Annotated in this window: 24 protein-coding genes and 1 tRNA gene; 10 read left to right on the plus strand and 15 right to left on the minus strand. The window is 63.7% G+C overall.

Translation table 11 applies throughout. The annotated features are described in order from the left end of the window. Positions 1-77: 77 nt before the first annotated feature. From QW863_RS02205 to dctP, 3 genes are read right to left on the minus strand one after another with little or no spacing between them, the layout of a single operon-like run. The gene (locus QW863_RS02205; protein ID WP_315712058.1) at positions 78-1,436 is read right to left on the minus strand and encodes a TRAP transporter large permease; all 1,359 of its coding nucleotides are present in this window, start codon (positions 1,434-1,436) and stop codon (positions 78-80) included. Further along, positions 1,433-1,978, minus strand: coding sequence for a TRAP transporter small permease (locus QW863_RS02210; protein ID WP_315712056.1), 546 nt, complete (start codon positions 1,976-1,978; stop codon positions 1,433-1,435). The genes QW863_RS02205 and QW863_RS02210 overlap by 4 nt, the downstream gene beginning before the upstream one ends. Positions 1,979-1,981: 3 nt before the next feature. Next, positions 1,982-3,004: a TRAP transporter substrate-binding protein DctP gene (gene dctP / locus QW863_RS02215; protein WP_315712055.1), complete on the minus strand. Its 1,023-nt coding sequence runs from the start codon at positions 3,002-3,004 to the stop codon at positions 1,982-1,984. Positions 3,005-3,366: 362 nt separating this feature from the next. Here dctP and QW863_RS02220 point away from each other — a divergent pair, with 362 nt between their 5' ends. Next, positions 3,367-3,606 (plus strand): pentapeptide MXKDX repeat protein, encoded by a 240-nt coding sequence (locus tag QW863_RS02220; RefSeq protein WP_315712053.1) that lies wholly within the window; start codon positions 3,367-3,369, stop codon positions 3,604-3,606. Positions 3,607-3,725: 119 nt separating this feature from the next. On the opposite strand, the gene QW863_RS02225 is transcribed toward QW863_RS02220, so the two are convergent. After that, positions 3,726-4,079: a DUF6481 family protein gene (locus QW863_RS02225; protein ID WP_315712052.1), complete on the minus strand. Its 354-nt coding sequence runs from the start codon at positions 4,077-4,079 to the stop codon at positions 3,726-3,728. Between the two features lie 323 nt (positions 4,080-4,402). On the opposite strand from QW863_RS02225, the gene QW863_RS02230 reads away from it, so the two are divergent. From QW863_RS02230 to QW863_RS02250, 5 genes are all read left to right on the plus strand, one after another. Beyond that, entirely contained in the window at positions 4,403-4,648 is a 246-nt protein-coding gene (locus QW863_RS02230; RefSeq protein ID WP_315712050.1) for a hypothetical protein, read from the plus strand. Between the two features lie 11 nt (positions 4,649-4,659). Beyond that, on the plus strand, positions 4,660-4,818 hold the full coding sequence (locus QW863_RS02235; RefSeq protein WP_315712049.1) for a hypothetical protein: 159 nt from the start codon (positions 4,660-4,662) through the stop codon (positions 4,816-4,818). A 279-nt stretch (positions 4,819-5,097) separates the two neighbouring features. Further along, positions 5,098-5,982 carry a hypothetical protein gene (locus tag QW863_RS02240; RefSeq protein ID WP_409977877.1) on the plus strand — a complete coding sequence of 295 codons (885 nt, stop codon included), beginning with the start codon at positions 5,098-5,100 and terminating at the stop codon, positions 5,980-5,982. A 155-nt stretch (positions 5,983-6,137) separates the two neighbouring features. Beyond that, positions 6,138-6,524 (plus strand): NUDIX hydrolase, encoded by a 387-nt coding sequence (locus QW863_RS02245; RefSeq protein ID WP_315712048.1) that lies wholly within the window; start codon positions 6,138-6,140, stop codon positions 6,522-6,524. 46 nt (positions 6,525-6,570) lie between these two features. Next, positions 6,571-6,765, plus strand: coding sequence for a hypothetical protein (locus QW863_RS02250; RefSeq protein ID WP_315712046.1), 195 nt, complete (start codon positions 6,571-6,573; stop codon positions 6,763-6,765). A gap of 12 nt (positions 6,766-6,777) precedes the next feature. Here the strand turns inward: QW863_RS02250 and QW863_RS02255 are convergent, their stop codons facing one another. From QW863_RS02255 to QW863_RS02270, 4 genes are all read right to left on the minus strand, one after another. Then, on the minus strand, positions 6,778-7,206 hold the full coding sequence (locus QW863_RS02255; protein WP_315712045.1) for a group II truncated hemoglobin: 429 nt from the start codon (positions 7,204-7,206) through the stop codon (positions 6,778-6,780). A gap of 95 nt (positions 7,207-7,301) precedes the next feature. After that, positions 7,302-7,715: a response regulator gene (locus tag QW863_RS02260; protein ID WP_315712626.1), complete on the minus strand. Its 414-nt coding sequence runs from the start codon at positions 7,713-7,715 to the stop codon at positions 7,302-7,304. Positions 7,716-7,856: 141 nt separating this feature from the next. Next, the gene (locus QW863_RS02265) at positions 7,857-8,267 is read right to left on the minus strand and encodes a hypothetical protein (RefSeq protein WP_315712044.1); all 411 of its coding nucleotides are present in this window, start codon (positions 8,265-8,267) and stop codon (positions 7,857-7,859) included. A 160-nt stretch (positions 8,268-8,427) separates the two neighbouring features. After that, positions 8,428-9,903: a short-chain fatty acyl-CoA regulator family protein gene (locus tag QW863_RS02270; protein WP_315712042.1), complete on the minus strand. Its 1,476-nt coding sequence runs from the start codon at positions 9,901-9,903 to the stop codon at positions 8,428-8,430. Positions 9,904-10,047: 144 nt separating this feature from the next. Between QW863_RS02270 and QW863_RS02275 the strand changes: the two genes are divergently transcribed. Continuing rightward, positions 10,048-11,685, plus strand: coding sequence for an isocitrate lyase (locus tag QW863_RS02275; protein WP_315712041.1), 1,638 nt, complete (start codon positions 10,048-10,050; stop codon positions 11,683-11,685). A 341-nt stretch (positions 11,686-12,026) separates the two neighbouring features. Here QW863_RS02275 and QW863_RS02280 read toward each other — a convergent pair whose 3' ends face one another. Both QW863_RS02280 and QW863_RS02285 read right to left on the minus strand, forming a co-directional pair. Then, complete coding sequence (locus QW863_RS02280) at positions 12,027-12,650, minus strand: LysE family translocator (RefSeq protein ID WP_315712040.1); 624 nt, start codon at positions 12,648-12,650, stop codon at positions 12,027-12,029. A gap of 123 nt (positions 12,651-12,773) precedes the next feature. Beyond that, positions 12,774-13,070 carry a hypothetical protein gene (locus QW863_RS02285; RefSeq protein ID WP_315712039.1) on the minus strand — a complete coding sequence of 99 codons (297 nt, stop codon included), beginning with the start codon at positions 13,068-13,070 and terminating at the stop codon, positions 12,774-12,776. Between the two features lie 462 nt (positions 13,071-13,532). On the opposite strand from QW863_RS02285, the gene QW863_RS02290 reads away from it, so the two are divergent. The 3 genes from QW863_RS02290 (at position 13,533) to QW863_RS02300 (ending at position 16,950) form a co-directional block, all read left to right on the plus strand. Further along, complete coding sequence (locus tag QW863_RS02290; RefSeq protein WP_315712037.1) at positions 13,533-14,909, plus strand: IS30 family transposase; 1,377 nt, start codon at positions 13,533-13,535, stop codon at positions 14,907-14,909. 733 nt (positions 14,910-15,642) lie between these two features. Continuing rightward, the gene (locus tag QW863_RS02295; protein ID WP_315712036.1) at positions 15,643-16,203 is read left to right on the plus strand and encodes a hypothetical protein; all 561 of its coding nucleotides are present in this window, start codon (positions 15,643-15,645) and stop codon (positions 16,201-16,203) included. Between the two features lie 441 nt (positions 16,204-16,644). Then, positions 16,645-16,950 (plus strand): hypothetical protein, encoded by a 306-nt coding sequence (locus QW863_RS02300; RefSeq protein WP_315712035.1) that lies wholly within the window; start codon positions 16,645-16,647, stop codon positions 16,948-16,950. A 174-nt stretch (positions 16,951-17,124) separates the two neighbouring features. Here QW863_RS02300 and QW863_RS02305 read toward each other — a convergent pair whose 3' ends face one another. The 5 genes from QW863_RS02305 to QW863_RS02325 form a co-directional block, all read right to left on the minus strand. Further along, positions 17,125-18,210 (minus strand): alpha/beta hydrolase family protein, encoded by a 1,086-nt coding sequence (locus QW863_RS02305; RefSeq protein WP_315729330.1) that lies wholly within the window; start codon positions 18,208-18,210, stop codon positions 17,125-17,127. A 188-nt stretch (positions 18,211-18,398) separates the two neighbouring features. After that, positions 18,399-18,950, minus strand: a complete 552-nt coding sequence (locus tag QW863_RS02310; RefSeq protein WP_315712033.1) for a hypothetical protein — start codon at positions 18,948-18,950, stop codon at positions 18,399-18,401. Between the two features lie 147 nt (positions 18,951-19,097). Continuing rightward, entirely contained in the window at positions 19,098-19,769 is a 672-nt protein-coding gene (locus QW863_RS02315; protein ID WP_315712032.1) for a hypothetical protein, read from the minus strand. A gap of 86 nt (positions 19,770-19,855) precedes the next feature. Further along, positions 19,856-21,193, minus strand: coding sequence for a TylF/MycF/NovP-related O-methyltransferase (locus tag QW863_RS02320; protein ID WP_315729329.1), 1,338 nt, complete (start codon positions 21,191-21,193; stop codon positions 19,856-19,858). A 231-nt stretch (positions 21,194-21,424) separates the two neighbouring features. After that, positions 21,425-21,500 (minus strand) — tRNA-Lys (locus QW863_RS02325). Between the last annotated feature and the right edge of the window lie 54 nt (positions 21,501-21,554).

Below are 21,554 nucleotides of genomic sequence, written 5' to 3' on the forward strand. Positions count from 1 at the left end.
GGGGCGAATAGCGAGTAGGGAAAGGCAGACTCGCCGTATTCCCTATTCGCCACTCCCTATTCGCCATTCGCCGCGTGTCAGCGGCTGAGATCCGGCCCCATCACGAGATCCGGCAGCGCCGTCGAGATCTGCGGCACGAAGCAGAGCAGCAGCACGGCGGCCATCATCAGCAGGACGAACGGCAGCGTGCCCCAGATCACCTCGCGCAGCGGGATGTCCGGCGCGACGTTCCTGATGACGAAGATGTTCAGACCCACCGGCGGGTGAATCAGGCCCATCTCCATCACGATCGTCATCACCACGCCGAACCAGATGATGTCGAAGTTTGCTGCCCGCAGAGGCGGGAGGATGATCGGGGCAGTCATCAGGATGATCGATACCGGCGGCAGGAAGAAGCCGAGCACGACCACCATCAGCAGGATCGCGAACAACAGTTCCCAGCGCGGCAGGTGCATCGCCACGATGGACTCCGCAACCGACTGCGAGATGTGCAGGTAGCTCATCACGTAGGAGTACAGCAGCGACATGCCGATGATCAGCATCAGCATGGTCGATTCGCGCAGCGTCGCCTTCATGATGGGCGCGAGATCGGCCGGGCTCCAGACGCGGTAGATGATCGCGATCAGCACGAGCGCGAGGATGCCACCGAGACCGGCTGTTTCCGATGGCGTGGCGAGGCCGCCATAGAGCGCGACCATGACGCCGGTCAGCAGCAGCACGAACGGAATCACGCGTGGCAGCACGGAGAAGCGCTGCGCCATCGTAAAATCGTCCTTGGTCAGGATGTCCGACCACGCGCCCGATTTCTCATAGACGGCTTTCGCGCGCGCATATTCCTGCCGGAAGCGCACCACCGAATAGACGCCGAACAGGGTCACCAGCAGCAGCCCGGGGCCGATACCGGCCAGGAACAGCCGTCCCAGCGATTTCTCCGCTGCGATCGCGAACAGGATCATCGTAATCGAGGGCGGCAGCAGAATGCCGAGCGTGCCGCCGGCCGCGATGATGCCGGCGGCGAAGCCGCCGGAATAGCCGCGCTTGCGCATCTCGGGAATTCCGGCCGAGCCGATCGCCGAGCAGGTCGCGGGGGATGACCCCGCCATCGCCGCGAACAGCGCGCAGGCGAACACGTTGGCGACGCCCAATCCGCCGGGCACGCGATGCAGCCACGCATGCAGCGCCGAGTAGAGGTCCTGGCCTGCGCGGGAGCGGCCGATCGCCGCGCCCTTGAGGATGAACAGCGGGATCGATAGCAGCGTGATCGACGCCATTTCCTCGTAGACGTTCTGCGTGACCGTATCGAGCGACGCGGCAGGCATGTAGATGGCCATGAACACGACGGCCACGGCGCCGAGCGCGAACGCGATCGGCATGCCCGCGAACATCGCAAACAGGGTCGAGAGTCCGTAGGCAACCCCAATTCCGAACACGCTCATCGACGCGCTCCGGTCATCGGAGCCACGATCTGCAGCAGCATCTGCAGGCACAGCAGGGTCATCCCGGCGGCCATCAGGCCGTAAGGAATCGCCAGCGGCGGCGACCACATCGAATTCGAGACCTGACCATCGACCCAGGCCTCATGTGTCAGGGTCCAGGATTTCCAAGTGAAGAAGGCACAAAACAAAAAGCTCGCGACGTCGACCAGCCAGAGCCTGATCTTGTTGGCGAGCGGCGACATCAGCCCAACGAAGGCTTCGATGCTGACGTGGCCGCGATGCTCCTGCACATAGGCCGCAGTCATGAAGGTGGCGCCGACGAGCAAGAACACGGCGGCTTCGTCCTGCCAGTAGTTGGCGGCCTTGAACAGTGCACGGCCCGCCACGCTGTAGCTCAGGATGAGGCAGGCCGCGACCAGTGCGAACGCGGCCAGAACCACGATGATGCGATTGAGCAGCGAGACAACACGCTGGAGCGGCGCCAGCGGACCGCTGGCGCCGATGGCTGTCGTGGCCTCGGTATCGATAACGGGCGCGTGCATCAATCAGGCCGCGACGTCGGAAGCGAGCTTGAGGAGCTTGGCGCAGTTCGCAGACTTGCCGCCATAGTCCTTCCAGGCCGTGTCACGGGCAATGTCGCGCCATTTGTTGACGGTCTGGACATCGAGCTCCACAACCTTCGCGCCCGCCTTTTCGTAGACCTTGGCAACTTCGATGTCGTCGTCCTGCGCGCCCTTGCGCCCGAACGCCTCCATCTCCGCGCCGACCGCGAGGAGGATGTCCTGCTGGTTCTTCGGCAACTTGTCGAACGAGGCCTTGGACATCATCAGCGGCTCGAGCATGAACCAGTACGACGCCTTGGCGCCGGAGGTCAGGGCCTTCGACACTTCCTCCAGGCGGAACGAGATCAGGCTGGTCGACGAGGTGATGCCGGCATCGCAGGCGCCGGTCTGCATCGCGGTGTAGATTTCGTTCGATGGCACCGACAGCACCGAGGCGCCGGCGGTCTGCAGCACCATGTCCATCTCGCGCGAGCCGCCGCGCACCTTCATGCCCTTGGCGTCCTCCGGCGTCACCAGCGGCCGAGATCGGCTGGCAACGCCGCCCGCCTGCCAGACCCAGGTCAGCAGGATGATGCCCTTGTCGGCCAGAAAATCGCTCAGCGTCTTGCCGACCGGCTCATTCTTCCAGCGCATGCCCTGGTCGTAGGTCGTGACCAGACCCGGCATCAGCGCGATGTTGGTCTCAGGCACTTCGCCGCCGGCGTAAGGCATCGGATAGAGGCTGATGTCGAGCGCGCCCTTCCGCATGGCCGAGAACTGCGCGACGGTCTTGATGAGCGAGGAGTTGGGATAGATCTCGGTCGCGATCTCGCCGCCGGAGCGCTTCGCAACCTCCTCGGAGAACACCCGGCAGAGCCGGTCGCGGAAATCGCCCTTGTCGATGGTGCCGCCGGGAAACTGGTGAGAGATCTTCAGCGTCGTTGCTGCGTGGGCCGTACCGGTTCCAAAACGCAGCATGGCCGGCGCAGCGAGCGCGGATGCGATGACATGACGGCGTGTGAGCATGAGATTTCCCCTGAACAACTTCTGGTTGGGTTCCCGACCCGGTTCGTTGGCGTGACTTATACCAGCCAATCTGTCGAGCTTACCTCTAGCCGAACTAGACAGTTCGTTCGAGGCCAAATGCATGGGAAGCGACATATTGCTGCGGCGCACGTACCGGCCTGTGAATCCCTTGCGCGGTTGTACTAACATGATCTTGCCGGGCAAAATTGTGTCCTCGATTCCGGAACGGGACGCATTCGAGTCAAATTTGATCGAACAAAATTCTCGCCCGCGCTCGTAACAATCGCCTTCATCGGAACGTCGATATCCAAGAACGGCGCGTCCGTCGCCGTCGAACCCCGTCATACGAAGGAGCGATCATCATGACCAATCGTAGCCGCCTCATCCTCGGTATCTCCGCTGCCGCCCTCGCGTTCAACGTGGCCGTCGCGCCGGCGGCCTTCGCGGAAGACAAGATGAGCAAGGACGATGGGATGAAAAAGGGCGCGATGTCCCACGACGGCATGAAGAGGGACTCGATGGCGAAAGACGCCATGAAGAAGGACGATGCCATGTCCAAGGACGGGATGAAGAAGGACGACGGCATGATGAAGAAGAACTAGCTCGTCTCGCACGGCATCGTGCGATGGGACGACCGTATCAGTCCCATCGCCGATGAATTGAGGAGTCGCGCGATGCCGGACGCGACGACGCGCAGGTCTGGTGGCGGCGGCGTCGCTGCTTACTTCTTCTTTCCACGGGCCTTGCGCGCGGCGTAGCGCGCATCACGCTTCGCCTTCTGCTCGGCTTCCATCTCGGCCAAGCGGGCGGCTTCTTCTTCCGCCTCGCGCGCAAGCCGGGCACTCTCGGCGGCCTTGGCCTCTTCCTCGAGACGCTGCTGCTCAGCCTTGGCGGCCTCGCGCTCCAATCGCTGCTGCTCGCGGCGGGCGGCGGCGGCCTCGCGCTCCTGCCGTCGCTTCACGACTTCGGGATCGTCCGGTCCCGGCTGCGATTTGAACTTCTGCACGATGCTCTGGCGGGCCTGCTGCGCGGCCTTCTGCCGATCGGCAAATCCAGGTTCCTTGAATCCTCTCATGGAGACGTCGTCACTTCGCTATTTGGGTGTTCGATCAGGGTGTGGTCGGTCAGGGGCTGCACGCGCCGCCAGGCAATTCTTCCACGAGATCGTGAACACGAGCGGAGGCCGACGCGAGCCCGTGTGTATAGGATCGCATGCGTCGATGACAAATGCTTTATCGCCGCTCCTCCACATCCGTCCTGCCTGGCGCTTGCATGGCGCTCGCCGGAGGCTATGTAACCATCCCCGTCGCTGACGCAGGTCGGCCGGCCGTGAGTCGCTTCACGCCTCGCGGGCACCAGCGCACCGCCCGGGTGCGACATCCAACGGAGTTGACCGGCATGACCTCTGTTCGCCGCGGGCGCATGGCGCTCGGCCTCGCGCTCGTCGCTCTCGTGGTCAGCGCATGCGTGATGACGGCGGTCCTCGCCCGCCCGAGGCCCGTTTCGGCCGGTGTGCTGGGTTCCGAATGGGAATGCGGGCAGCTGTTCTGGGTGACGAGCTGTACCCGGATCGAATCGATCTCGCCGGCATCGCGCCAGCAGCAGCAACCGCACGGTGAGGCCGCTGGCCTGCGTGCCGCCTAGGCGCACCGGCGATGAGTACGCAGGGGCCGGATAGACGTGGCGCCGTGGCGGCACTCGTGTTCGCGGCCTTCGGCTTGTGGCTGGCCCGCAGCCTGACCTCCGCAAGCCGGATGCAGGACTGCCTGATGTCGGGACGAACCAACTGCAATGTGATCGTGCCCGACCGGTGACCGCCGATCTGCCCGTACCGGATCGGCAAGGCCGCGCCGGCGAGTTTGCATGATCGGAGCGGCGAATCAGCCGGCGTCTCGGTTAACCTGACGGCAGCAGGTTGACGGCAGCAGGTTGACTTGGCCGCAAAATCGTCGGGATTTTACCCGTTTGTCGCGCAAACTATGGTGTGTCCGGACCATCCACGCCGAAGCCGGCGATCCGGGATCATCAATCCGCATCACACCCCGCGTGCGCGGCAACCAGCGCAGACGGCGGGCGATCAAGGGTAGGGGAGAATGACGTTGTCCAACCAGAGCACACGGTGGCTGTCCGCGATCGTGATCCTGACCGCGGTCGTGATCCCCGCCCAAGCCTGGGCGCAAACCCCGGACCAGGCTGGTCCTGGCCCCGGGCATTCGCCCCAGGCCCGCCCGCCGGGTGTCATTCGCCAAGCGCCGACCCAGGGTGGGCAACCGGCCGGCCAGCCCCATGTCCAGATCCCGCGGCAAGCCGGCCCCATGGCCGGCCAGCCGCAGGGAGCACAGCCGGGCGCACCGCCGCGGGCTGCCGTTGGCCCTCAGGGACGTCCGCCGGGAGCCGGTCAGGGCTTCGCAGCGGGCCACGGCCCGGGCCCTGGTCCGGCGATGGCCGGGCGGGGACCGGATGCGCGTTATGCGCACGGCCGGGTCGCGGTGCGCGACTATGGTGGGCAGTCTTATCGCGGCCGCGTCGGCTGGGAGGGTGGCCGATGGCGGCACGAGGTTCACAACGGCCGCCCGGGCTGGTGGTGGGACGTCGGCGGCGTCTGGTACTATTATCCCGAGCCCATGGAAGGGCCGCCGACCTACGTGTCGGAGGACTATGCTGACGATGTGGTCTATGCGCCGTCGGCGGCCTACGAGGCGCCCCCGCCGGTTGCCTACGAGCCGGCGCCGCCTCCGGCCGAAGTCGATCCGGGCGCCAGCGCGCTCGGGGGCGCGATCATCGGCGGGGTGCTCGGCGGTATCCTCACCGGCAAGGCGGGCGGTGCCGCGGCGGGCGCCGTGCTTGGTGGTGCCACCGGCGCGATCGCCGGCGCTACGGCTGCGGCGCGACCAGGCTACTATCTGTCGCAGGGCAATTGCTACTATCGATATCCGTCGGGAGAGTATGTGGCGGTCGATCCGCGCTCCTGCTACTGAGCGCTGCCGACGGTCGGAGCGCTGCAGTGAGCTTGGTTGGCCGCTGCGGAGCTCTGGCCGAATCTCCGCAAAGCTCCGGAGCGGGAGTTGGAGCGAATCTTGATAGACTCCACTTCATTGTTCGTCACTGTTCGAGAGGTGAGAGCTCCGGGGCCATGACCAAGGCGTCCAAGCTGGTTGCCGCCAAGGGCGGAAGGGTTCTCCTGGTCCGGCGCCGGGCCGACGGGCGCTGGATGTTTCCGGGTGGCCGCAAACGCGCGCAGGAGACGGCGAAGGACTGCCTGAAGCGCGAAATCAAGGAGGAGCTTCCCAAGCTCAAGCTCGGCCGGCTGCGGCTATGGAAGGAAGTCACCGCCAAAAACAAGCGCTCGGGTCGCAAGATGAGCGACGCCATCTTCATCGCCAAGCATGCCAAAGGGCGCCTGGAGATCGGAGACAAGAAGGAGATCGACCGCGCGGTGTGGCAAAAGCCCTACGGACTCAGCCTGACGCCGACGTCGCGCTACATCCGCGACCAGCTGTTTCCACGAAAGTCGGACTGAACCATCGTATGCTGGAACATCCCGGCCGCTTGGGCGTTATCTGCCCATGCCTTACGATAGCACAGACAGACAGCCTCGCGTCCTCACGCCGGAAGAGCGTCGGGCGCGTGACGCCACCCGCAGGGCTGATGCCGAGCAGGCCATGCGCGATCACGAGGCGGCCCAGCGGGCCTTTTACGCCAACCGCGAGCGGCTCAGGGCCGAGCGTCTGGCGCGGGAGGCCGCCACCAAGTCGGGCTGACGGGCGTTCCTGTCAGCTCGCCTTGCGGCTCCGGAACGCGTTCGCCATCCGCAGGAACGCTTGATCCAGCAACGCATACATGTCGCCGGTGATGTCGCAATCGAACATCGCGCGGCGCATGCATGTCATCCACTCGTCGCGCTCGGCGTCGCCGATCGGATACGGACGATGCGCGGACATGATGCAGCGATGTTCGGCCCGCTCGAAATAAAGCGCTGGCCCGCCCAGCCATCCACTGAGAAATTCGAACAGTAACTGCTTGATCGGACCGAGATCGGCGTCGTGCATCGCGCGGATGCGGCTGGCGCCGGGCTCCTGGTCCATGATGGTGTAAAAGCGCTCCGCCAGACGGCGCACGCCGGCTTCGCCGCCGACGAGCTCATAGGGCGTCGCCTCGTTCACCACTGCTTCTGCTTCGCTGGCCGAATTCGCTGCCGTCATCGCATCTCATTTCCGCTCGCCCCTCTGCAGCCAACAAGCGGCAGAGGTATGGCGCCTTGATCTGGATCAAGCGGGAAAACGAGCGTGCGTTCGGGCTAGCGGATGCTGGCTTTGACGAGGCGCTGCCGGTCGGTGTCGGCGGCGATCTGGCGCAGCGTCTGTCGGAGCAAAGCGAGGTCGACCGGCTTGGAGAACGGCGGATAGACATTCAGGCCGAGGATCTTGCCGGCGCGGACCGTGACGTCGCGGGTCTGATCGTCGGAGCCGCTGATGATCAGCACCGGGGTGCGGGATTTGATGTCCGCCAACAGCTGCAACACCTCGGTGCCGGAGCGCTCGCCGAGATTCAGGTCGAGCGTGATGCATTCGAAATTGCGCCGGCGAAGCACGCTCATCGCGCCGTCGACCGAGTTCACGCCGGTCGTCGCAAAGCCTGCCTGCACGGCGATCTTGCGCAGGATCGACAGATGAACGTCGGCATCTTCGATCACGAGAAGTTCGTTCAGCATGGTCCCCGCGCGGCTGGTGTGTCGGCTACAGATGGACCCGCGGAACTTAAGAGGGGGTTTCTGATTTCCTCGTAAACATTCGATCCCGTAGAACAACGGAAAATCTGCACGCTATCCGCCATTGCCGCGGCGTCGCGCGGCTCAGAACGGCCGCCGGCTCGACATCGCGTTGGAGGAGCCTGGCAGATTGGTCGTCGGCGTCGAAGCGGGCGGTGGCAAGCGGCCGCGCGATTGGCGCCAGTGCTGGACGTGCAGGAGGATGCCGGCCACCAGCAGCGGCGCGACGGCGGCCACCGCCAGCAGCGGCGACAGCGGCTTGGGGGTGACCATCTCCATCGTCATCTCGCAGACCATCCAGATGGCTGCGGACGCCAGCACGAAGTCGCGGGAGGGGATGCGGAGCCAGTACAGGAAGCCGGTGATGATCGCGGCCGGCGCAATGATCGGGCCGATCATGTAGAAGTTCAGCTCGGGCGGCGTCACGGCGTCCAGAACCATCGATGCCAGCAGCCACAGGCTGAGGAACATCACAACGCCGTCGACGTATCTCATGGCCAACCTCCGCCGCGACATTTTGGCGCAATCTTTGTCCGGTTTATGGCTGTTCCGTCAAGGGCCCAGGCGTCCCGGGACGATTTGCAGCCCGATTCGATGGATTATCGCCCGCGGCCAGGCATACCGACCAGTTCCTGGTTCCACGACCATCCCCTGCTCAATCCGCCGAAAACCCGAACGGAACCGACGACGTCCGGAAATCGTCCGGCAGGATCTCGCGCCCGATCGGCGGCGCGGAGCGTGCCGCGCATTTCGGCCGGTGGCAGACCCGGCAGGCGACGCCGATCGGGGTCGGCGCGTCGGCATCAGGCCCGTGGCCGTCGCGGGTATAGATCAGCTGCCCCGCATGCTCGGCGGCGCAGCCGACCGCAATCGCCCGCTCGACGCGGACGGCGCCGTAGGAGCCACCGCCGGCGGTCACGGTGCGGGCGATCGAGAAGAACCGGCGGCCGTCGGGCAGCTCCAGCCATTGGGTCACGATCTGGCGCGGCGTCTTGAAGATGCCGTGCACCGACCACAGCGGGCAGGCGCCGCCATGCCGGGCGAACGGGAAGCCGGCGCCGTCGAGCAGCTTCGACACGTTGCCGGCGGGATCGACGCGGATCAGGAAGAACGGGATCCGTTCCGCGCCCGGCTTCTGCAGGGTGGTGACGCGATGCGCCGTCTGCTCGAAGCTGGTGCCGAACTGCCGCGCCAGCGCCTCGAGATCGTAGGCCCTGGCATCGACGGCTTTGGCGAAGATCGAATAGGGCATGATGATCGCAGCCGCCGCGTAGGCCGCGAGCGCGCGGCGCGCCAGCAGCTCGGCGGTCTTGCTGGCGAACTTGCCATCCTCGAGTGCCGCGCCGATTTCGGTGTCGAGCTCGAGATAAGCGAGCTGCCGGGCGAGCTCGAATTTCAGGCTCGCGCTGTCCAGCGAGTCCTCGATCAGCAATTGCCGGCGGTGCAGGTCGAGCCGCCTGAGCGAGCCAAGCATCACGTTCGGCGGCATGTAGCGGACCTGGAGATTATGCCGGACGCGAAAGCGCTCGATGAAGCCGGCCGGCCCGGCGGAGACCTGCGGAGCCCCCGTCGGCGCCCCCTGGAAGATGGCCTGCGCCAGCCGCTCGGCGGCATCGTCGAGCTGGGCAAAGTTGTTGCGGCGGGCGGCGAGGAAGCGGCGGACATCGGCGACGGGATCGTTGGCGTCGAAGCCGTCATTGCCAACGCGCGGCGCGCTGCCGGCCGGCACCGGAGCGCGCTGCTCGGCCAGCGCGAGCTGCTCCTCGCGATACGCCGTGTAGAGGCGCAGGAAGGCCTCGGTCATGCCGGGATAGCTGACGGCGAGATCGGAGATCTCCAGCGCGGGGATGTCGATGTCGGAGAACATTGGGTCCTTGAGGACCGACTGCATCCGCGCGGTGTGGTCGGCGCCGCCGTCGCCGGCGAGATCGGCGAGGTCGATCTTGTAGGTCCGCGCCAGCCGCAGCAGCATGTCGGCCGTCACCGGCCTCTGGTTCCGCTCCAGGAGCGCCACGTAAGGCGCTGAGATTTCGAGGTCCGCGGCCATGTCGGCCTGGGTCAGGCCGAGCTCGCGCCGCAGCCGGCGCAGGCGCGGGCCCATGAAGATCGATCGTGCCGTGGCGGTGGTCATGGTCAAATCCCGGTCTTGTAATCTCCTTACAGCTATACACGAGAAGTTTGTAAAGTGTGACAAGTTTTCCGCGCAATGTCTGGTCCGCCGGCGCTGGGTGCTTACAACAGGTCCCAGGTTGTCCTTAACCAAGGGATCACGGACATGAACTTTCAACCGCGTGGACTGAACGACCAGGCTCTCCAGGGCCCCTCGTCCTACCAGGCCGAGGTCGAGGCGGCGCGTGCGCTGCTCGAGACCAACCCGACCTGGAACGGCGTCACCGCCGAAGCCGTGGCGCGCATGCGCCTGCAGAACCGCTTCAGGACCGGTCTCGACGTCGCCCGCTACACCGCGGCCGTGATGCGCGCCGACATGGCCGCCTATGACAATGATAGCACCAAGTACACCCAGTCGCTGGGCTGCTGGCACGGCTTCATCGCGCAGCAGAAGCTGATCTCGATCAAGAAGCATTTCGGCAAGACCGACCGCCGCTACCTCTATCTCTCGGGCTGGATGATCGCGGCGCTGCGCTCCGAGTTCGGCCCGCTGCCGGACCAGTCGATGCACGAGAAGACCTCGGTGCCCGCGCTGATCGAGGAGCTCTACACCTTCCTGCGCCAGGCCGACTCGCGCGAGCTCAATGACCTGTTCCGCAGCCTCGACGCGGCCCGCAAGGCCGGCGACAAGGCGAAGGAGACCGAGATCATCGCCAAGATCGACGGCTTCCAGACCCACGTCGTCCCTGTGATCGCCGACATCGATGCCGGCTTCGGCAATGCCGAGGCGACCTATCTGCTCGCCAAGAAGATGATCGAGGCGGGCGCCTGCGCGCTGCAGATCGAGAACCAGGTCTCGGACGAGAAGCAGTGCGGCCATCAGGACGGCAAGGTCACCGTGCCGCATGACGTCTTCCTGGCCAAGATCCGCGCCTGCCGCCACGCCTTCCTGGAGCTCGGCGTCGAGGACGGCATCATCGTCACCCGCACCGACTCGCTCGGCGCCGGCCTGACGCAGCAGATCGCCTTCTCGAGCCAGCCCGGCGATCTCGGCGACCAGTACAACAGCTTCCTCGACTGCGAGGAGGTCACGCCCGAGAACGCCCGCAACGGTGACGTCATCATCAGCCGCGATGGCAAGATGCTGCGTCCGAAGCGGCTGCCCTCCAACCTCTACCAGTTCCGTCCCGGCACCGGTGAGGACCGTTGCGTGCTCGACTGCATCACCTCGCTGCAGAACGGCGCCGACCTGTTGTGGATCGAGACCGAGAAGCCGCATATCGAGCAGATCGCCAAGATGGTCGACCGCATCCGCAAGGTGATCCCGAACGCCAAGCTGGCCTACAACAACTCGCCGTCGTTCAACTGGACCCTCAACTTCCGTTGGCAGGTCTATGACGCGATGAAGGAGGCGGGCCAGGACGTCAGCAAGTACAACCGCGCCGAGCTGATGAAGGCGGAGTACGACGACACCCCGCTGGCGAAGGAAGCCGACGAGCGCATCCGCACCTTCCAGGCGGATTCGGCCAAGCGCGCCGGCATCTTCCACCACCTGATCACGCTGCCGACCTACCACACGGCCGCGCTCTCGACCGACAACCTCGCCCGCGAGTACTTCGGCGAGCAGGGCATGCTGGGCTACGTCAAGAACGTCCAGCGCGCCGAGATCCGCCAGGGCATCGCCTGCGTCAAGCACCAGAACATGGCCGGCTCCGACATCGGCGACGACCACAAGGAGTACTTTGCTGGCGAGAAGGCCCTGAAGGCCGGCGGCGCGCACAACACGATGAACCAGTTCGGCTGATCTCTGCCGGGTGAACTGCTGAACTGATGAGACCCGTCTGGAGCCAATGGCTTCAGGCGGGTCTCGCTTTTTGATGGTACGCCTAACGGCGGAGTGCGGTCGCGTACGCGGCTTAAGGTTTGTGGCGCACTCGCTCCACACCGTCATGGCCGGGCTTGTCCCGGCCATCCACGTCGATCGGCGTCCTTGGAACGCCATGGATGCCCGGGCCTTCGCCGCGCCGAAGCGGCTTCGGCCGCGCAGGCGGGACAAGCCCGGGCATGACGAGTAACAAATTGACCAACTCGTGTGGCTGAGGATTGTCTCGTCATCCGCGACCGCTTCGCCCCAGCGCGACCACCTCAGCGCTCGCTCAGCGCCAGCCGCGCGCCGAGCAGGGCGAAGCCGCCGGCGAACGCCCGGCGCAGCCACGCCATCACCTTGGGGCGGCTGACGACGCGATCGCGCACCGCTGAGGCGAACAGTCCGTAGACAACGAACACCGCGAACGTCATCGCCATGAACGTGGCCGACAGCTCGAGCATGGCGGCGAGCGGATGCACTTCGTCCGCGGCGATGAACTGCGGCAGGAAGGCGAGGAAGAAGATCGACAGCTTGGGATTGAGAATGTTGATCAAAAAGCCGGTCAGCACCACGCGCCCAGCCGAGCGCGCCGCGTCCTTCGCGTCATCCTTGGCCTCCACCGAGAGCGCGCCACGCTCACCGAGCGTCTGCCAGGCCATGTACAAGAGATACGCAACGCCACACCATTTCAGCGCGGCGAAGGCCAGCGCGCTGGTGTGCAGCACGGCGGCAAGCCCGACGATCGCGGCGAGCATCGCCGGGATGATGCCGAGCGTGCAGCCGAACGCCGCGGCGACGCTCATCCGCGACCCCTTCGTCAGCGCCACCGCGAGCGTGTAGAGCACGCCGGTGCCGGGCGAGGCCACCACGATCAGCGAGGTCAAGAGGAAGGCGTAGGACATCGGGGAAGCTCCTTGGGCGAGACGAGGCGCATCAGCCCGCAAGGCGCGGCAGCAGCCTCAGCGCGTCGCCGCGCTCGATCTCGTCGGGCTGCCGATCGCTGACCACGGGTGACGGCCACGATGTCAGGGCGCCCTCACCATTTCAACCGGCTCGGGCGCCCGATGCGGCCGCTGCATCGCCTCGAGGTGAGGACCGGCGGCGTCCGCCTCGCCGCAGCCGGCGAGCATGACCGCGCCGATCGTGAGCCGTGGGCTCGTGCCGCAATGCGAAGGCCAGGCGATGATGGCGGCGATGTTGCCGAGAAGGAGAACGGCGAGCAGGACGAGCGTGGCCCGCCGTCCTGTTGGCGTGGGTGACGACATCGGGACTTCCTCACGATACGGTTGACGCGATCGCGGCTGCACCGCGACGATCGCCATCGGTTCGATCGCGTGCGGCCACAGATGCGAACACACGCCGCGGACGCGGCGCTTTTGCGCAGGTCGGATGTCGCCATGTAAGATCTTGTTGCTGTTCGTGCGCGCACTCCCGGCAGCCGGTGATTGCAAGCCGCGTGCGTCCGCACCGCAGGGACGCAACGGGCGCCGGCGCTCAGTCCCGTCGTAGGACGATCGATCGGCATGATCATCTGAACCTCATCACGATGCAGGAGGGGGGGGCGGGGCAGGGGACGCGTTCGACCGTCATCGCGACGCCTTGCGCGCCCGAGCTGTGCCGGTCGTCTCGCCCTCCAGCAAACAGAGGGCGCGGGGAATGCCGGGCTGCTGGCCGCAACCCATGGCCCGCCTGCAGAAGAAAAAGCAGGCGGCAGTCACCACAGGTTCAGCCGGATCAACCGGCGGATTCAATTGGTCGTCGCAACACTCGATGAGGAGGTTGCGATGGGCATTCGAAAGAAACGGTCAACGCGGGGCAAGCTGGGATCATTGGGGCGCCCACCAGTTGCGGGGCGTGCGGAACAGCAGAAATTTTGGCGTGGGATTGCCGCTGGGTTGAACAGCGAGAATGCTGCGCTGGCTGCTGGATTATCGGATGCTGTCGGCCCCCGATTATTTCGAAAAGCGGGCGGCGTGGCACCGGCAATGTTCCGACCTTCAGCGAAGCCGCTCTCCGGACGGCACCTCTCTTTTTCTGAGCGCGAAGAGATTGCGCTGCTGAATGCGCAGCGCCATTCTGTACGAGAGATAGCGCGGCGTCTCAATCGATCTCCCTCGACCATCTCCCGTGAACTCGATCGCAATGCGGCCACGCACGGCGGCAAGATGGCCTATCGGGCGACGGCCGCCCAGTGGCATGCAGATCGATCGGCCCGGCGTCCTAAGCCGAGCAAGCTTGCAAGCAACGCCGCCTTGCGCGCTTATGTTGAAGAGCGGCTTGCAGGGTTTGTCGCACCTCCAGGCGGCGTTCGGCGGAAGGCCGGTCGTGCGGGCTCTAGCCAGGATCAGGGGTGGACGAAAGCGTGGAGTCCCGAGCAGATTGCCCGGCGCTTACCGATCGACTTCCCGGATGACGAGGCGATGCGCATCAGCCACGAAGCCATTTACCAGGCGCTTTTTGTTCAGGGCCGAGGAGCGCTGAAACGCGAGTTGTCGTCCTGTTTGCGAACGGGACGTGCGCTGCGCGTGCCCCGAGCGCGTACGCGGAAGCGCAGCAAAGGCTTCATATCGCCAGAGATCATGATCAGTGAGCGTCCGGCCGAAGTCGCGGATCGAGCTGTGCCGGGACATTGGGAAGGAGATCTGATCGTCGGCTCCGCCAGCTCGGCAATCGGCACGCTGGTCGAACGCAGCACGCGGTTTACAATGCTCCTGCACCTTCCACGGCTGCCGGGGTTTGACGATGGCCCACGTACGAAGGATGGGCCTGCGCTCTCCGGACACGGAGCTGAAGCGGTACGCGATGCGATCACGCGCACCATCGTCACCTTGCCCAAAGAACTCCGCCGCTCGCTAACCTGGGATCAGGGGACCGAAATGGCTCAACACAGTGACCTCAAGATCGATACAGACCTTCAGATCTACTTCTGCGATCCAAGAAGCCCCTGGCAACGTGGCACGAACGAGAACACGAATGGCCTGCTGCGGCAGTACTTCCCGAAAGGTACCGATCTGAGCGTCTACGATGCTGACGAGATCGCCGCCGTGGCCGCAGCGCTCAATTCCCGACCGAGAAAGACGCTAGGATGGAAAACTCCAGCAGAAGCGCTTGACGAGCTGCTGTCACGAATGAAAACACTTGGTGTTGCGACCACCGATTGAGCCCGCCACCCGGCATTCCCCGCGCGATGGTCTTCACGCTTATACGCGATCTCCCCGGTGTCCGGCTTGATAGCCACCGTCGCCCGCGGGGGTCATCATCCCCCAGGACTTGGCGCCAGCTTCGGGGCGCCAGGACCACGCGATTTCACGTCCGCAAGGAGCCGTTCGTCCGCGTACATCAAGCACGCTGCGACCCACCTGCGGCCACCGCATCCCGCGCCCAACGTCCGTGACGATCGCGAAGCGCCCCTCTCGAGAAGCACGGGATGGGGACAGTCAATCATAAAATTCGGAAAAAGGGAAGGCAGATATTTGTGCTCTGACGACTGGACAGGGGTGATCGTGTTGAGCGGCCTGATGAAATGAGTTTGTCCGCGCATCCTCACGGCACATGTTGCTGGAAAGCGCAGCGCCGTCGCGCCATGATCCGGGAATGCCCACCGGTCACTGCAACCTGCGCGGGTGCCAAACGTGTCGCCCATTGATCGCGAGTAAGGTTGTGGCTGAGCAACCGCGTCATGTTGATGACCCTGAATTCCCGCCGCTGGCGATCGTCTGACACATCCAGCACCACCGACCTCATTGATGCTGGAGGTGACAGCGACTGTGTCCTGCCCGCAACGTAGTCGGTTTTTGATAGTTGCTCTATTCCCCCTGAGGTTGCGGCTATTGTTCCCCAGATCGGCCCCTGCTACCGCTAGTCAACAACAGTAGGGGTGCTGTGGGGGCTCAAATGGACTATTTGCGTTGGATGGCCACCTGGCTGGCCATCCTTGGAGGGGCGTGTCTTGGCGGGTGTGCTGCGCCGCTCGCAGTCAACAACGTGACCGACATCAGGTCGAGCACGGGCAGCCGAGGGATCGACGTCTACGAGCCGAAGCGCCGAACCGACGCAAGCGTGCCCGAGTTCGCGGGTGACCAGCTTTTGGAGGTGCGGACGTTTCACAATCCCGGCGGGGGAGGCGAGGTCGAGATGGCCGGAGCGTCCTGCTCACTGGAAGCCTCCGGCTTCAGCGCAACCATGACGAGCCCCGCCAAGGTGCGCGTGCCGCTCTATCGCGGACAGTCGAGCACGCTTGCCGTGACCTGCCAGAAGCCCGGCTATCAAAAGCGGATGATCACGGTCGCGCCCTTCGATTCGACGCGCCAGGCGCGTCTGGCCAGCGGCATGAACGGCGGGATCCTTGGTGCGGTGATCGTGGCCGGCATCGACGCCGCCGCCGACAACACGAAGAACGATTGGCGATATCCCGTCGCGAAGGTCGTGCTGGAGGCCGATCCCTCCGGCAGGTAAGGGACGGATCTTTCGTCATTGGCGGTTACGGTTGCAGTGACAGTGAATGAAACTGCCGCGCCAAGTAGCGAGGTCAATTCAGCGCACCGGAATTCTCGCTCAAGGCCGCCCGACCGGAGGCAGTCCCCGGGCCTGCCGCAAGCACTCGGTCTCGGACTGTCCGCGCCACCGGCAGTCGTCATACTTGATACTTGGCCGACAGGAGCGCGACCATCAGGACAGCGATCAGCACCATGCACGCCAATGCCTGACGATTGTCCGCCTTCATGGATGGCTCATGCCAGTCTAACCTGTCCCGGCGCGTCACGCTGGAAAACGTTGCGCCGTCGCGCCATGATCCGGCCGTGGCCGCATTTCATGCTGGCCGGCCGCTGCAACCTCGGCAGGCGCCATGCGTGGCGACGGCGCGTCGCCGGACGCTGAATCCTGGAGTGGACGACCATGAGAGCCCTCGCGCTGATCCCCCTGATCGCATGCCTCGCCGGCTGCGGGATGGTCGACGCCGTTCAAAACGGACTTGCCTACAGCCGGGCTGTCGAAGCCGACCTCCTCGCCGAAACCGGCGTGCGTCCCGCAGTCGGCTTCAACTGGAACAACGGCACGCTGACGTCGGTCATGGTGACCTTCCCCAAGCTCTACACCGCCAAGCCGCTGCCGGAGCTGTCGGAGAAGGTCCGGGCCGCGGTGATCAAGGAATTCAAGCAGAGCCCGAAGCAGCTGGTGCTTGGGTTTGCAGTGAGCGGGTGAAGGGCTAAGGCAGTGCGGCCGCGTTACCTGAGGTCGATGGAAGTTTAGTGCACTGTCACCGTAACCTCCTAGTCGGCGCGTAGCGCCACAGCCTAGCACGACAACGGATCGCTATTAGGACTAAACACAAACCGGCAGGTAAATTGCAGTCGAGAAGACCAACGATGAAAGCGCTCAGCGCAGATATGTGGTGAAGAAATCGACCGCAAGTCTGATCGTCTCGGCATGAACTGCCTCACGGTCGGCGCCATCGGGATCGCGGCACGTGCTCCGAAAGAATACGCTTCCGACCAGAGTGCACGTGTCCAGAAATACGAAGTGGCCGGCCTTCGGAAATATCTTCAGAGTCGAATGCGGGATCAACCTAGCGAATGTCTCGGCAGCGGCGGGTGTCGGGACAATTTCGTCGGCGCTTCCGGCGACAATCGCAACGGGAATCGAGATTTTCTCAAGGCTGTTCGGTGCGAAGATCGGGCCTGGCCCGGGCGCCATGGCGAAGGCCGCGCGGATGCGTTCGTCCCGATAGGACTTGCCGGCCTCGCTGTAGCGTTGCCGGAAATCGGGATCGACGCTCAGACGTGCTAGGGTCTCCCGGCGCATGACGGCAGCGGGCGGCGGCGGTTTGCATGACGCGTCGGCCGCAGGCGAGCGGCAAAACACCTGCAGCAGTTCCGGATTGCTGATGCCACCAGCGGCCGCGAGGACAGTGTAGCCACCGAGCGAATGACCGGCGGCACCGATGCGCGCGGGGTCGACTCGGCTGCCAAAGGTCTTGTCGACGAGCATCGCATCGATGACGGCGCTAACATCCACAGCTCGCAGCCACCACAATGACATACCCTCGACGGTATAGTCCTCGAGAGCGCTATTGCCGGGGTGATTGACTGCGACGACGATAAAGCCAGCCCCCGCGAGTGCTGTGCCGAGCCATGCGATTTGGAGCGCTGCGCCGCCGTTACCGTGGGACAGGACGACGAACGCACGCCGGGGTCCTGATGCCGGCTCCGCATCGGGCGCAGCGCTGCCGGCGCTGAAGAACGGGATGATGCGCGGCCCGATCCATTGCGGTCTCTCGGGCGCATCCGCTGCGGCCGGATACCATATCGTTGCGCGGAGCGCATGTGTCTGGGCGCCGCGCCAATCGTAAGGCTCAGCAGGAACAAAATCACGCTTGGTTACACCGACCCTAAAGACTGCTCCTTGTGCGCAAGCACCGTTTGGCGCTGCGAGAAGGGCCAGCAACAGGGCCAGAAATTTCATCAGCTGTCCGATCCTAGACGCGCAAAACATGTAGGCCGGCAACCCAATGACCACTGCGAAGTCGGCCAGCTCTTGATACCACGAGGCCCTTCAGCTTCGAAATACTATCGCGCCTGGCCTTACCTCCAAAGTGGACCTGATCGAGCTTTATGAGTACGCGCTCTTAACTAACTGGGTGAAGGCGACGGCTAATATTGTGCGCTGTCACCGTAATTCGTTTCGGTTTCTGGCGATTGAAGAGGCTTCTTTGGCCGAATATGAAGCTGCGGCTGTGGAATTGATTTCGGAACTGGTGGACGGGCGGATTCTTCGCCCTTATGCCTGCGACATTCGCAGCTCAGATAATACAACCAATCGAGGGTATGCTCAAAGTATTCGTACTGTTTTTGGAGCAGCTCGAGATTGGTTGGGTAGGGATTTACGATTAGTTCCCCTTCCAGTGAGTCTCGGCCGTCTCGATCCAGGTTAATAAAATACAAGTTATGTGCGTCCGGGTGCCATTGGCAATGGGCGTATTGATTGCGAACATTCTTGCAGAACCTTAGAGCGCCTAGCGCATTGCCCCATCGGCCACCCAAGGTTAGTTTGTCGAAGAACGGTCTCAGGATTGCATCCGCCACATCTAGTCTGGCGGCCTCGCCATTCACACGAAAGAAAATGCGCGCCGCGGTATCTGGCCCGCCGTCAATTGCGTAGCTCATGATTCCGGCAACTTCGAACTCGAATTCGCCGTAGGCCATTATCATTAGACCCACTAGCTCTCGTGCTTTAAGGTGGTTCGTGAAATTGATTAAGAGCCTCATATAACAATCTCGGTGATTGCGGTGACAGTGCACTTAATAATTCCGATGGGGTGGGTTACGGGAGACGCATGAAGCCGCTCCTGATCAACTTGATGACCCGATGAGTCCCTTGCGCTGCAAGTCGTCAAAAATGGCCGCGACGGAACTTGACGCGTTTGCGCCGTCGCCGACGAACAGGAGGCCGCCGGCGTTGACCTGACCGTTACCGACCCAGAGATTTCGTCCGGTGCTTGCCTCAAGAAGCCGCGCCGTGAACGTGGTCTGACGCTTGTAGCGGTAGGTCGGCGTCGCGGTGGCAACCACCATGCCTGATGACGTCCCATTCATGGATATGGTCGACGTGTTGCCGAAGGTGTTGACGGTACCGATCGAGCTCGATGTTCCGGTGTATTGGCCCGACAAGATCGTCCCGGCGTATTGTTGCTGCACACCGCTATCGCCCACGCTGATGACGAGGACGCCTTCAATCGCGTCACGCGCGAGTCCCTGTTGAACCTCGGCATTGGTGTAGGTCCGTGTCGGTGGGAACAGCATCAGCGCGTCGTCAGCGACGACGCCGCGTTTCCGCGCCTCCTCGGCGATGTTCGTTTGAATGCTCGTGACGAGCGGACCGGGTCCAGAGACGTAAGCGACCATGCGGCCGATCGGCTTCGCCGGCAATTGTCGGTCGGCATATCCCTGCATCGATGTCGTGATGCAGCCCGACAAGGAAATGGCAGCCAATGGAATCGCGACGACCGTTCCTACCCAATTCATCGAAACGCCCCGGCAATAAATCAAAGACTGCAACGCTCGATTGTGCCTTGGATTGGCCGAACAAGCCAGTCGGCATGTGGACAACCTTACGCCGTCGTCATCCCAAAAAACCGCTTCACGGTGGCGGTGCACAAAAATGGAGCTATGCGGCGCCACGTCCGACGCACAGCCCCTGACGCCGATGGTGGCTTGATGATCAGGCCTTGCCCTGTGGGAAGCGCGAGAATAGCGACGCCATGCTGAGAGGCCCAAGCGTCGAACGCACGCTTCTGGGCCTCGTAGCGGACGAAACCATAATCGTCGAGCAGAACCGGGGCGCCGGGCTGCAGCTTGCTCCAGAAGTGGTCGATGGCCGCGATCTCGGGCGTGACGTTGTTCATGTCGATCGACAGATAAGCGACGGCATTGATGTCGACGGTCGACAGGCTGGATGGGACACTGCCACGAATGATTTCGACGTTGTTGTATTCGGAGAAGTTGCGAACGGCATCCTCATAGATGTCGGTCTTGTACATCTCTCTGAAGTAGCCGAGGTTGCCGCTTGCGGCCTCCTCATCGGTGACGAGGCGCTCGTCGACCCCGGTAAACGTATCAAACAGAAAAAATCGACGTTGGAGGTTGTTCCAGTCGAGATAGTGCATGATCGAAGAGCTGAGCATGCCGCGACAGACGCCGCATTCGACGAAATCGCCGCCAAGGCTGACGCCGATGCTGGCGCACCAGAGCGCAACATGCGTCCGCCAGAAATAGCGAGGCTCATAGCCCTCGGCGGCGGCGCCACGTTCGTAGGCGGCGACAAAGCGGGGATCCCGCATGAAGTCATGGTTGTGCACGATCGCGGGATCGGTTCGCAATCCCGCGTAGTCGTATACGGGCGTGTAGAGCCGGGGGCCGGCAACGTCCGGAGTCGAGGGCTCGCTCGTGTTGGTACCGTCGTTCGCTCCGGCCAGCTGCAGCTTGAGCTTAATGAGCTCGGTCGACATCTCACGAAGCGCCAAACTCTCGCGCTGCAGGTTCTGGAGATAGCTGGCCGATACCGTCTCCGTCGGTTCGCTGGCTTGCGAATCCGTTCGGACTTGATCCTCACCTTCGTCGTCCTGCTCGCTTGCATATCCATTGCGGGCCGACGAGACCAGCTGATGGAGCGTCGATTGGCGAATGAGTTGGAAGCCGACGCCGTTGAGCAGCCGGTTGATCACGGCGCCATAGCTTGCAGACATGCTGGCTCCACTGGCGCGAACGCCTTGCCAAAAAGGCCTTACCGGAATTCGATAAAAATGACTTGCGATACCTTTGGTTGTCGACCTTAGCACCCTGCTTGCGCAGACTGCAATTCCGGCAGACGTGGAGGTGCCGACATGATCGAGCTGACGCGCGGTGATCGGGCAGCTTCTTCGTGACATCGCCTTGGTGGAAGAGATCATGGAGACGTCCCGCCAGCTTCGCACGAGCATCGTAGCCAAGGAAATGACTGAGGATGTAAAGCCGCGTGAGGATCGAGCGCGTTCGACTCATCGAGTATGAAATCGAGGTTCCGATCGAGACCCATCCAGCCCGCCGCTTACGGGCGATCGAGGCCACGCATCGTCTTACCGATGTTCCGACGTGGCCAAGGGAGGCGTCTGCCAGGCTGACTATTCGATCGTTCGGGATCTTGGTGAGCGCGCCGGGACTCGAACCCGGGACCCCATGATTAAAAGTCACGTGCTCTACCGGCTGAGCTACGCGCTCGCTTCCAAGAAGCGGTGCGACGGCAGGGCCGTCACTGTCCGGATCGTCGGCAGG

Source organism: Bradyrhizobium sp. SZCCHNR1017, assembly GCF_032381375.1.
Lineage (GTDB): Bacteria > Pseudomonadota > Alphaproteobacteria > Rhizobiales > Xanthobacteraceae > Bradyrhizobium.

Excerpts from the sequence above, each read along its gene's own strand:
- QW863_RS02270 (WP_315712042.1), bottom strand. The coding sequence starts at position 9,903 with ATGACCACCGCCACGGCACGATCGATCTTCATGGGCCCGCGCCTGCGC.
- QW863_RS02290 (WP_315712037.1), top strand. The coding sequence starts at position 13,533 with ATGGGCATTCGAAAGAAACGGTCAACGCGGGGCAAGCTGGGATCATTG.
- QW863_RS02280 (WP_315712040.1), bottom strand. The coding sequence starts at position 12,650 with ATGTCCTACGCCTTCCTCTTGACCTCGCTGATCGTGGTGGCCTCGCCC.
- QW863_RS02300 (WP_315712035.1), top strand. The coding sequence starts at position 16,645 with ATGAGAGCCCTCGCGCTGATCCCCCTGATCGCATGCCTCGCCGGCTGC.
- QW863_RS02285 (WP_315712039.1), bottom strand. The coding sequence starts at position 13,070 with ATGGCGATCGTCGCGGTGCAGCCGCGATCGCGTCAACCGTATCGTGAG.
- QW863_RS02295 (WP_315712036.1), top strand. The coding sequence starts at position 15,643 with ATGGACTATTTGCGTTGGATGGCCACCTGGCTGGCCATCCTTGGAGGG.
- QW863_RS02315 (WP_315712032.1), bottom strand. The coding sequence starts at position 19,769 with ATGAATTGGGTAGGAACGGTCGTCGCGATTCCATTGGCTGCCATTTCC.
- QW863_RS02235 (WP_315712049.1), top strand. The coding sequence starts at position 4,660 with ATGAGTACGCAGGGGCCGGATAGACGTGGCGCCGTGGCGGCACTCGTG.
- QW863_RS02205 (WP_315712058.1), bottom strand. The coding sequence starts at position 1,436 with ATGAGCGTGTTCGGAATTGGGGTTGCCTACGGACTCTCGACCCTGTTT.
- QW863_RS02250 (WP_315712046.1), top strand. The coding sequence starts at position 6,571 with ATGCCTTACGATAGCACAGACAGACAGCCTCGCGTCCTCACGCCGGAA.
- dctP (WP_315712055.1), bottom strand. The coding sequence starts at position 3,004 with ATGCTCACACGCCGTCATGTCATCGCATCCGCGCTCGCTGCGCCGGCC.
- QW863_RS02260 (WP_315712626.1), bottom strand. The coding sequence starts at position 7,715 with ATGCTGAACGAACTTCTCGTGATCGAAGATGCCGACGTTCATCTGTCG.
- QW863_RS02305 (WP_315729330.1), bottom strand. The coding sequence starts at position 18,210 with ATGAAATTTCTGGCCCTGTTGCTGGCCCTTCTCGCAGCGCCAAACGGT.
- QW863_RS02210 (WP_315712056.1), bottom strand. The coding sequence starts at position 1,978 with ATGCACGCGCCCGTTATCGATACCGAGGCCACGACAGCCATCGGCGCC.
- QW863_RS02265 (WP_315712044.1), bottom strand. The coding sequence starts at position 8,267 with ATGAGATACGTCGACGGCGTTGTGATGTTCCTCAGCCTGTGGCTGCTG.
- QW863_RS02225 (WP_315712052.1), bottom strand. The coding sequence starts at position 4,079 with ATGAGAGGATTCAAGGAACCTGGATTTGCCGATCGGCAGAAGGCCGCG.
- QW863_RS02220 (WP_315712053.1), top strand. The coding sequence starts at position 3,367 with ATGACCAATCGTAGCCGCCTCATCCTCGGTATCTCCGCTGCCGCCCTC.
- QW863_RS02255 (WP_315712045.1), bottom strand. The coding sequence starts at position 7,206 with ATGACGGCAGCGAATTCGGCCAGCGAAGCAGAAGCAGTGGTGAACGAG.
- QW863_RS02275 (WP_315712041.1), top strand. The coding sequence starts at position 10,048 with ATGAACTTTCAACCGCGTGGACTGAACGACCAGGCTCTCCAGGGCCCC.
- QW863_RS02240 (WP_409977877.1), top strand. The coding sequence starts at position 5,098 with ATGACGTTGTCCAACCAGAGCACACGGTGGCTGTCCGCGATCGTGATC.
- QW863_RS02310 (WP_315712033.1), bottom strand. The coding sequence starts at position 18,950 with ATGGCCTACGGCGAATTCGAGTTCGAAGTTGCCGGAATCATGAGCTAC.
- QW863_RS02230 (WP_315712050.1), top strand. The coding sequence starts at position 4,403 with ATGACCTCTGTTCGCCGCGGGCGCATGGCGCTCGGCCTCGCGCTCGTC.
- QW863_RS02320 (WP_315729329.1), bottom strand. The coding sequence starts at position 21,193 with ATGATCTCTTCCACCAAGGCGATGTCACGAAGAAGCTGCCCGATCACC.
- QW863_RS02245 (WP_315712048.1), top strand. The coding sequence starts at position 6,138 with ATGACCAAGGCGTCCAAGCTGGTTGCCGCCAAGGGCGGAAGGGTTCTC.